We start from the raw sequence: 6,854 nt of genomic DNA on the forward strand, positions 1-6,854 counted from the left end.
ACGCGCGCCGTTGCTACTTCGCCCTTTGCCGCGAAAGAACTCACCGAGAGATGACATTTAACCTGAAGGGGACTTGAAGAATGCACACACAAAACGTCAAAACCGCCGCTCCTGAATCTTCCGAAAGATGTGGCAGTGACATGTCATGCACAGTATTTGAGGACAGTACGATCACCGCATCACTGGTGTCAGAAAACCGTCGTCTGGCGTTTCTCCCTGCGCTGTTTGGTCGCCTGTTTATGCAAGGTGAACAGATTGCCTATAACTGGCTCAAGAAGAACAGCGAGAACTACGAAGGCGCATATTGGAAGTTTTATAACTTGTCAGGTGGCGGTCACTATCTCGCACCGCAAGTTGATGAACCTATCGAACTGGCGGTGATATCGAACTACTACCAAGGAAGTGTTTCAGGTGATGCAGCGGGGATCATTGCAACAATGTATGCGCTTAACGCATTAATTCATCATTGTTATGAAAAAGGTGATGACGCATTACAGGAAACGCTGACCCGTCATTATTACAAGCTGCGCGAATTCGCAGGGGAGCACGCAGAGGGATGCAGCATTTTCGGGGCAATTGACTGATTTCGTAGGGTTGCCGTCCCGCGCGGGGAGGCAGTTTCAAACGCAGGTGATCACTAAAGGCTCAGGCCGCGCTTAAAACCCCCCAGCGGGCTGCGCCCGCCAGTTCCTGAGACAGAAGGCGGCTCCGCCGCCCCCTCTTCTCCGGTATGTGTCGGGGGCTTGTCTCTCTCTTCCCTTACTGTCTCTTCCTCTCCGGGCTTTCTCTCTTCTTCCTGGTCATCGATGGCCGGCGATGCTGTTACCCCAATAAAATCCACACCCAGGGCATGGCCCCCTTCGGCTCCCGACCTGCGGCCGGTCGTCGAGCCCGACTGCGCTAACCGGCAAGCCGGCAAGCTTCGCGGAATCCCTCCGGGGTTCCGGCCTGACGGCTAGGGTCTGATGGCAACGGCCAGGTCAACACCCGCAGCCGGCTTCGCCGCCGCACGGACACTGGCCGGTAAACCGGCCGCTAAGGTCGCCGCCTCGTTCCTCGCCGTCGGGTGTGTGCATTCTGCCGGTTTCAGGTTTTCCATCTCACGTTAAGCCCTTACGCGGAGGGCTGGGTGTAGCACCGTCACCCGCGTTAACGCAAGGGTGAAATGCACGCCTGCGGCGCCCTTGCGTTCCCACGCGCGCCGTTGCTACTTCGCCCTTTGCCGCGAAAGAACTCACCGAGAGATGACATTTAAACCAGAGGGGAAGACCAGCATGCACACACAAAACGTCAAGACCGCCGCTCACGAATCTTCCGAAAGATGGGGGGAAAGCAAGGGCGATCTCCTTCTACAGATACACAACATTTATGTTCGGGCGCAGTCTCGCCTCAAGCAAGGCTATGCCCTGTCTCAAAGCGAACCGACGCGCGACGGCGACCATCAGATCACGCTCCGCAAACAGGGTGAACTGGTGTGGCGGGGCTGGACGTTTGAACGCGATTTTCTGGCTGATTTACAGCGATACATCGGGGAGGCAACAGAAGGACAAGAGTAAGGCGCTGAAATTGAGGCAATAAAAAAGCAGGGTTTCCCCTGCTTCATAACGCCGGAAGGGAGGTGAACGCTCCCAGACCGGCACGACAATCTATAACAAGGAGTCACATCATGTCTGACAACAATACTAAAGCAGCTGCCGTTAAGAAATCCAGCGATAAAGTTTCAAAAGCGGTAAACGAGGCACTTAAGGCCGCGCTCGAGCAGGCGCAGATGGAGTTTGTGCCGCTTTCCTCGCTGGTGATATCTCCGCTGAACGTCCGCACCGTCCCGTATACGGCGAAGGAAGTCCGGCAAACGGCGGACTCGATCCATGCTATCGGGTTGCTGCAAAACTTAGTCATTCATTCATTGCCGGAGGGAATGAACGGCGTTGCGGCGGGTGGTAAGCGATTAACCAGCCTTAATATGCTCTTGGAAGAGGGAAATATGACGCCGGACACCCTCATTGCCGTGAAACGCCTGCCTGATGAACTTGCCCGCGCAGCCTCCATTATCGAGAACAGCGACCACAAAGTCATGCATCCGGCGGAGCAGATTGTGGGCTTCCGTGACCTTGCCGCCGAGGGAAAAACGGAAGCACAGATCGGTGCATTATTCGGGTACTCAAGCCGCCATGTGCAGCGCTGCCTGAAAATGGCCAGTCTGGCACCCGCGCTGCTGAAATTGCTCGCACAGGACGAAATCACTCTCGATATCTGTCAGGCGCTGTGCCTTGAAGACGATCAGCAACGGCAGGTCGAGGTCTGGGAAAGTGCGAAGAGTAACTATTATTCCCCGTCGGTTAACGTCATTAAAAACATGATCGTGCAAAGCGAGGTGAGCATTCTCAATAACCGCCTGTTTGCCTTTGTCGGTCGGGATACATATGAAGCCGCAGGCGGTCTGGTACGTGAAGACCTGTTCAGCGGCGAAAACGGGGAGGGGTTCGCAGACAAATCCCTGCTCACCACGCTGGCAGAGCAAAAACTGGCGGCTGCGGCGCAGGCCATTCAGACGGAGGAAGGCTGGTCGTGGAGCCTCTCACGCTGGAGCGGCATCACCTCCCGTGGCGATGACCGCACAGCGTATCGCCTGCTGGACGCGCCGGAACCTGTCTACGCAGAAGGGGAAGAGGCCGCGCAGGGTGTGCTGATCGAACAGCGCGATGCGCTGGAAACCGATGAAGATGACTCCGTGTATCAGGAGCAAATTGACGCTATTGAAGAACGCGCAATCAGTAGGGGGTGGACGGAGGAACAGAAAGCGTCCGGCGGCGTGGTGGTGTCGTATAACAACGGTTATATGCATATCCAGCGCGGTGTGTGCAAGCTTGAGCCGGTGGAAACGCCTGTTGAAAACGTTGTCACGCTGGTAAATGAGACGCCAAAAGCCGTGGATCAGGTCTCCGCAACCCTCGTTACCGCCATGTCCAGCGAGAGAACGCTGGCTGTCCAAGCCGCGCTCTCCCAGCAGCCGAACGTCGGCTTGGCGTTGCTGACGTGGAAATACTGCCTCGCGGCCTTCGGAAAATTGGGTAAGGCATCGCCGCTGAGAGTAAATATGACCGTGGAGCGCGGCACACTGGTGACAGCGTCACTCTCCGGTGACGAAGGGAAAGCGTTTCAGTGGCTTGAGCAGGAAAAAGAGCGGGTGCTCTCAACGTTTCCCGAAGACTGGACAGCCAGCTTTACGTGGCTTCTCGACTGGCAGCAAGCTGACGTGTCGATGTTGCTTGGATTCTGCGTGGCGTTTGGCATCGATGGTGTGCAGGATCGGATTTACGGCAAAACGAAGGACAGCGCACTGGACTCGCTGGAAAGTACGCTGAATTTTGACTTACGCGACTGGTGGCAGCCGACCGCAGCGGGGTATTTCTGCAAAATCAGCAAAGATCAGATTGTTGACGTGCTGAACCAAAACGGCCTCAGCGGCGTAGCGGTCGAGGCGGCGAAACTCAAGCGGAGCGAAGCCGCCGTGCTGGCCGAGAAAGCGATAGGGGAAACCCGCTGGGTGCCGGAGTGGATGAAAGCACTGGTGACGGAGACAGAAACCGCGCAGAACGAACTTCCTTCCACTGACACCACGGCAAACGCCGCCTGATTCGGAGATACCGCCCGAAAGGGCGGTATGTAACATAATGAAAAATACCCAAACTGCTTTGCTCACGAATATTGCGGGTTGCCAGCCAGCCGGTGCGGACGTGTTGGCGGGGCTGCACGGTAATGTCGGTAAGTTGTTTACCGATTCTGTTTTGCAAAATATAGAGTTACCGGTCGCATGGTCTGTCGATGCCCCCGATCCTGAAGAAGAGGGGTTTATGCCGACCTGCTGCGTGCTGACTCCGGCATCCGGCATCAGGGTCATATTCGGATTTGGCGGCTCCGATGCGCCGTACTGGACGATGGGACTTTTGTTTAATGCCGGTCAGTCAGTCGCGTGGGTGTTCGTCTCTGAGGATATCGGGAGTGTGTCTGTCTTGAACCTTGAGCGTGAAATTCGGCGTCTCGATGAGTATATCCACGCCGGATATACCGACGCTGACAGGCTCGCGGCGGTGCTACGATTCACGGGGGTGGCGGTATGATCCCCAACTCACGCGCGTTAGTCCCCCTGCATCCCCAACGCCGAGCGGTTATGCAAGCTATCGGTTATGTCGAAAATCGCAGTGAAACCGCCCACCGGCAGGGAAAGTATCCCTATGCCAGCGCCTTTTTCCGGTTTATGGGCAGGCCAGCGATAGCTTTAGACGATATCCGCATGGTAGACGGGTGCTTTGATCCCAAGGACCGGAAGAGGCCGAGTAAAGCGCGATATCTTGCCGCCATCGATGTGCTGATTTCGACGCGGGGGGCATCATGCCTTTCGCCCCTGTCCGACAGCGTCGGTCGCAGCCTGTTTCCTGAAGTCGATAACATGGCTCGGCAGCGCGGGGAACAGCGTGCCGTTCTCAACGCAAACCGCAAAAGAAATGTCGAAGCGAAGACTGAGGAAATGAAGCGGCGGCACTATGAGAGCCAGCTGGGACAGGCCGAAATAGAACTGGCGTTTTGTACTCCGAGCACGGTCAGATCGTGGTACTCGGCATGGTCGCGCAGAGAATTGCATCTCCACGATTTGGGTGAGCTGGTATATGCGTGGATTTCTCGGTTCCCCAGCCTGATGCATTTCGACCGCTACTTTGTTCGCTACGAACCTCTTTGGGCAGTGATGCTGGAAGTTAACCGGCACGCTGATGAGCAAAGCGAGTTTGAGGCTTACCTTGACCGGCTGATGCTTCCGAATCGCCTGTCTGACCTGGAAAAAAAACACAGATAAACCGCCAGGCTGCTGCGGCTACGCCGCGGCGGCTCTGCTTAATCTCCGGTATGTGTCGGGGGCTTGTCTCTCTCTTCTCTTACTGTCTCTTTCTCTCCGGGCAACTCTTCTGATTCGTCATGCAGCTGCTGCGCGTCATTCTGTCAGTGATTGGTATTTCCGAACTTCTCATGATTATTTTCCCCCAGAAGGATCACCCCTACGACATGGCCCCCTTCGGCTCCCGACCTGCGGCCGGTCGTCGAGCCCGACTGCGCTAACCGGCAAGCCGGTAAGCTTCGCGGAATCCCTTCGGGGTTCCGGCCTGACGGCTAGGGTCTGATGGCAACGGCCAGGTCAACACCCGCAGCCGGCTCCGCCGCCGCACAGACACTGGCCGGTAAACCGGCCGCTAAGGTCGCCACGCCGTTCCGTCGTGTCGGGTGCGTTCATTCTGTCCGGGCTGTCCGGCGAGCCATCGCTCAGCCAGCCCTTTCGCGCGGGCTTAAACGTAGCACCGCCTGGTCATTCCCCAAGGGGTGAAATGCACTTCGCCAAAACTTTTTCTCGTGCCTCGTAAAACTGTTGTCTCCGCCCCTTGTTGCCTGCCTGCGTTGGTACTCCGTTGCCCTTGCCGCGAAAGAACTCACTGAGAGATGGACTAACCACCGAAGGGGAACAACCAGAATGAACACACAGAACGTCAAGACCGCCGCTCCTGAATCTACTGAAAGATGGGGTAAGACATACGAGATCCTTTTAGCAGAGGGTGTGAAGGGTGGCAAACCCGAAGAGTACGACGTTTACGGTTTTGAGACGCTAAAGGCGTTGCAGGCGTTTCGTAAAAAGTATCCTGAGCAAATGAAAATGGCATACAGCTATACGCTCAGTTCAGGCACGACCAAGGCCGGAAGCCATATTTCTGTGTGCGACGCGGAACATTTTAAGGCGTTTAACAAGTTGGTTAAGGCGTCAGGCATTGAAATTTGATCAACAACCGAGGGCGGGAACGTCCCCCCGTTGGAGTGAATTTTATATTGGTGAGTTAAGGAAAAAAGAATGATCTATTACATCACCGACCAGACAAAAGGAGAGCCGGACATTTTAACGCCGGTTCGACATGAAACCCTGATTATCAGAACGCTCGACGGGGCTGAAATATTCAGGCAGCAGGCACCACAGGACGGCTGGACGCATGACCAGTTAATCACTGTTCAGCCGGATGATAACGGGGAAGGCTCAGATGCCTATTTAGGCGCTTCGTGGGTTGGTTCAACAGAAGTTTAGTGGGAATGGCGGGCTCCTCCCGCCATGAAAATCCAGGAGAAACACCATGCACACACAAAACGTCAAGACCGCCGCTCCTGAATCTTCCGAAAGATGGGGGGGAAACCCTCTGTCAGCCGACACGCAAACTCCGCGTGATCACGTCATGTTGATTGTTGCCATGCTCGATACCGGCATGGGCTTTCATTTCGTCTCACATCCGACATTGTCCGGTAGTAATTCAAATCTTTGGTTCCCGCTGCCTGACGGTCTGGAACTGTTGGCTGCTGTCGAACAAGTCATGGTAATGAACCACGCAGCCAACAATGTTGTCAGGCTGGAACTCTTCCACGAAGGTGACGGGCACGCCGATTACCGAGTCGTTTTCAATCGCGAAATCAGGGTGTGCTGAGACAAAGGGCGGGGCGATACATGCCCTGCCCGTTAATGATGGATATCTGCACGTAGCCTGAATGCCGCAAAAATCCCCAGCGGGCTGCGCCCGCCAGTTCCTGAGACAGGCGGCGGCTGCGCCGCCCCTCTTCTCCGGTATGTGTCGGGGGCTTGTCTCTCTCTTCCCTTACTGTCTCTTCCTCTCCGGGCTTTTTCTCTTCTTCCTGGTCATCGATAGCCAGCGATGCTGTTACCCCAATAAATTCCACACCCAGGGCATGGCCCCCTTCGGCTCCCGACCTGCGGCCGGTCGTCGAGCCCGACTGCGCTAACCGGCAAGCCGGTAAGCTTCGCGGAATCCCTG

Annotated in this window: 10 protein-coding genes; 9 read left to right on the plus strand and 1 reads right to left on the minus strand. The window is 55.9% G+C overall.

Translation table 11 applies throughout. The features are described 5' to 3' along the window. Positions 1-140 precede the first annotated feature (140 nt). The 9 genes from ACMHLI_RS23215 (at position 141) to ACMHLI_RS23255 (ending at position 6,509) form a co-directional block, all read left to right on the plus strand. Positions 141-584 (plus strand): antirestriction protein, encoded by a 444-nt coding sequence (locus ACMHLI_RS23215; protein ID WP_413531437.1) that lies wholly within the window; start codon positions 141-143, stop codon positions 582-584. Positions 585-1,274: 690 nt separating this feature from the next. Beyond that, on the plus strand, positions 1,275-1,556 hold the full coding sequence (locus tag ACMHLI_RS23220; RefSeq protein WP_413531438.1) for a DUF905 family protein: 282 nt from the start codon (positions 1,275-1,277) through the stop codon (positions 1,554-1,556). A gap of 110 nt (positions 1,557-1,666) precedes the next feature. After that, the gene (locus ACMHLI_RS23225) at positions 1,667-3,637 is read left to right on the plus strand and encodes a ParB/RepB/Spo0J family partition protein (RefSeq protein WP_413531439.1); all 1,971 of its coding nucleotides are present in this window, start codon (positions 1,667-1,669) and stop codon (positions 3,635-3,637) included. A gap of 58 nt (positions 3,638-3,695) precedes the next feature. Beyond that, entirely contained in the window at positions 3,696-4,121 is a 426-nt protein-coding gene (locus ACMHLI_RS23230) for a conjugation system SOS inhibitor PsiB family protein (RefSeq protein ID WP_413531440.1), read from the plus strand. Positions 4,122-4,171: 50 nt separating this feature from the next. Continuing rightward, positions 4,172-4,852 (plus strand): plasmid SOS inhibition protein A, encoded by a 681-nt coding sequence (locus ACMHLI_RS23235; RefSeq protein ID WP_413531441.1) that lies wholly within the window; start codon positions 4,172-4,174, stop codon positions 4,850-4,852. A 321-nt stretch (positions 4,853-5,173) separates the two neighbouring features. After that, on the plus strand, positions 5,174-5,374 hold the full coding sequence (locus tag ACMHLI_RS23240; RefSeq protein ID WP_413531442.1) for a hypothetical protein: 201 nt from the start codon (positions 5,174-5,176) through the stop codon (positions 5,372-5,374). Positions 5,375-5,518: 144 nt separating this feature from the next. Beyond that, positions 5,519-5,821, plus strand: coding sequence for a hypothetical protein (locus tag ACMHLI_RS23245; protein WP_413531443.1), 303 nt, complete (start codon positions 5,519-5,521; stop codon positions 5,819-5,821). Between the two features lie 69 nt (positions 5,822-5,890). Further along, a complete protein-coding gene (locus ACMHLI_RS23250) occupies positions 5,891-6,118 on the plus strand; it encodes a hypothetical protein (RefSeq protein ID WP_183850759.1) in 228 nt (75 codons plus the stop codon). A gap of 46 nt (positions 6,119-6,164) precedes the next feature. Further along, a complete protein-coding gene (locus ACMHLI_RS23255) occupies positions 6,165-6,509 on the plus strand; it encodes a hypothetical protein (RefSeq protein WP_119823480.1) in 345 nt (114 codons plus the stop codon). Here the strand turns inward: ACMHLI_RS23255 and ACMHLI_RS23260 are convergent. Continuing rightward, the coding region (locus ACMHLI_RS23260; RefSeq protein WP_413531444.1) for a hypothetical protein at positions 6,496-6,854 on the minus strand (359 nt) is incomplete at its 5' end. The two genes, ACMHLI_RS23255 and ACMHLI_RS23260, sit on opposite strands and share 14 nt — an antisense overlap.

The organism is Rahnella inusitata (genome assembly GCF_965118895.1).
GTDB classification, from domain to species: Bacteria; Pseudomonadota; Gammaproteobacteria; order Enterobacterales; family Enterobacteriaceae; genus Rahnella; species Rahnella inusitata_A.

What these genes read in the sequence shown, in the direction of transcription:
- ACMHLI_RS23215 (WP_413531437.1), top strand. Translation starts at nt 141, where the DNA reads ATGTCATGCACAGTATTTGAGGACAGTACGATCACCGCATCACTGGTG.
- ACMHLI_RS23220 (WP_413531438.1), top strand. Translation starts at nt 1,275, where the DNA reads ATGCACACACAAAACGTCAAGACCGCCGCTCACGAATCTTCCGAAAGA.
- ACMHLI_RS23225 (WP_413531439.1), top strand. Translation starts at nt 1,667, where the DNA reads ATGTCTGACAACAATACTAAAGCAGCTGCCGTTAAGAAATCCAGCGAT.
- ACMHLI_RS23235 (WP_413531441.1), top strand. Translation starts at nt 4,172, where the DNA reads ATGCAAGCTATCGGTTATGTCGAAAATCGCAGTGAAACCGCCCACCGG.
- ACMHLI_RS23240 (WP_413531442.1), top strand. Translation starts at nt 5,174, where the DNA reads ATGGCAACGGCCAGGTCAACACCCGCAGCCGGCTCCGCCGCCGCACAG.
- ACMHLI_RS23245 (WP_413531443.1), top strand. Translation starts at nt 5,519, where the DNA reads ATGAACACACAGAACGTCAAGACCGCCGCTCCTGAATCTACTGAAAGA.
- ACMHLI_RS23250 (WP_183850759.1), top strand. Translation starts at nt 5,891, where the DNA reads ATGATCTATTACATCACCGACCAGACAAAAGGAGAGCCGGACATTTTA.
- ACMHLI_RS23255 (WP_119823480.1), top strand. Translation starts at nt 6,165, where the DNA reads ATGCACACACAAAACGTCAAGACCGCCGCTCCTGAATCTTCCGAAAGA.